The sequence below is a fragment of the Phormidium sp. CCY1219 genome (assembly GCF_035615515.1).
Taxonomy (GTDB): Bacteria; Cyanobacteriota; Cyanobacteriia; order Cyanobacteriales; family Laspinemataceae; genus CCY1219.
Genome location: NZ_JAJENT010000851.1, coordinates 1 through 244 on the forward strand (window position 1 = coordinate 1; position 244 = coordinate 244).

Consider the following 244-nt stretch of genomic DNA (forward strand, 5'->3'; position numbering starts at 1 on the left):
TGAATGACATGCCGGTGCCGATTTCTGACGAACCTGTGGAAGAATTTGTGGCGCAGGTGTTTAGCCGCATTGATGCGATGGAGGCGCAATCCGCCGCCCCGGTGGTGGAAGCGGTGCCCCATGAAGCGGAACGGTTTGAATGGCTCAGTGCCTATATCGATGGCGAATTGGGTGCTGGGGAAGTGGAGCAAGTGGAACGGTGGCTGGAAACCGAGCCACAGATGCAGCAGTTTTATCAGCAACT

Annotated in this window: 1 protein-coding gene; it reads left to right on the plus strand. The window is 56.1% G+C overall.

From position 1 onward, the window contains the following. Positions 1 to 244 (plus strand): anti-sigma factor family protein (locus tag LKK83_RS27040; RefSeq protein WP_442957369.1); only part of this gene is annotated, 244 nt, incomplete at both ends.